The sequence below is a fragment of the Mesorhizobium sp. M8A.F.Ca.ET.207.01.1.1 genome (assembly GCF_004794715.1).
Classification (GTDB): domain Bacteria; phylum Pseudomonadota; class Alphaproteobacteria; order Rhizobiales; family Rhizobiaceae; genus Mesorhizobium.
On the sequence record NZ_SRUS01000167.1, the window covers coordinates 1 to 390 of the forward strand.

General features: G+C 67.7%; 1 pseudogene. It reads right to left on the reverse strand.

The features are described 5' to 3' along the window. Nucleotides 1-390: pseudogene (locus tag EN850_RS34020) on the reverse strand (phosphopentomutase); the annotation flags it as partial.

Genomic DNA, 390 nt, shown 5'->3' on the forward strand with positions numbered 1-390 from the left:
ATGGTCGGCGGTGAGCATGAGCAGGTCGCCCGGCCGGACACGGGAGAGTGCCTCCGGCAGCCGGCGGTCGAAGGCTTCGAGCGCTCCGGCATAGCCGGCGACGTCGCGCCGATGGCCGAACTCGGTGTCGAAATCAACGAAGTTTGCAAAGACCAGGTCACCTTCGCCGGCATCGTCCATGGCGCCGAGCGCCTTGTCGAACATCGCCATGTTGCCGCAGGCCTTGCGCACGTCCGAAATTCCGCGATGGGCGAAGATATCGCCGATCTTGCCGACCGCGATGACCTTGCTGCCGCGCTCCGTCAGCCGGTCGAGCAGGGTCGGCTCCGGCGGCGGCACCGCATAGTCGCGGCGGTTGTGGGTGCGCTGGAACGTGGCAGGCGTCTCGCC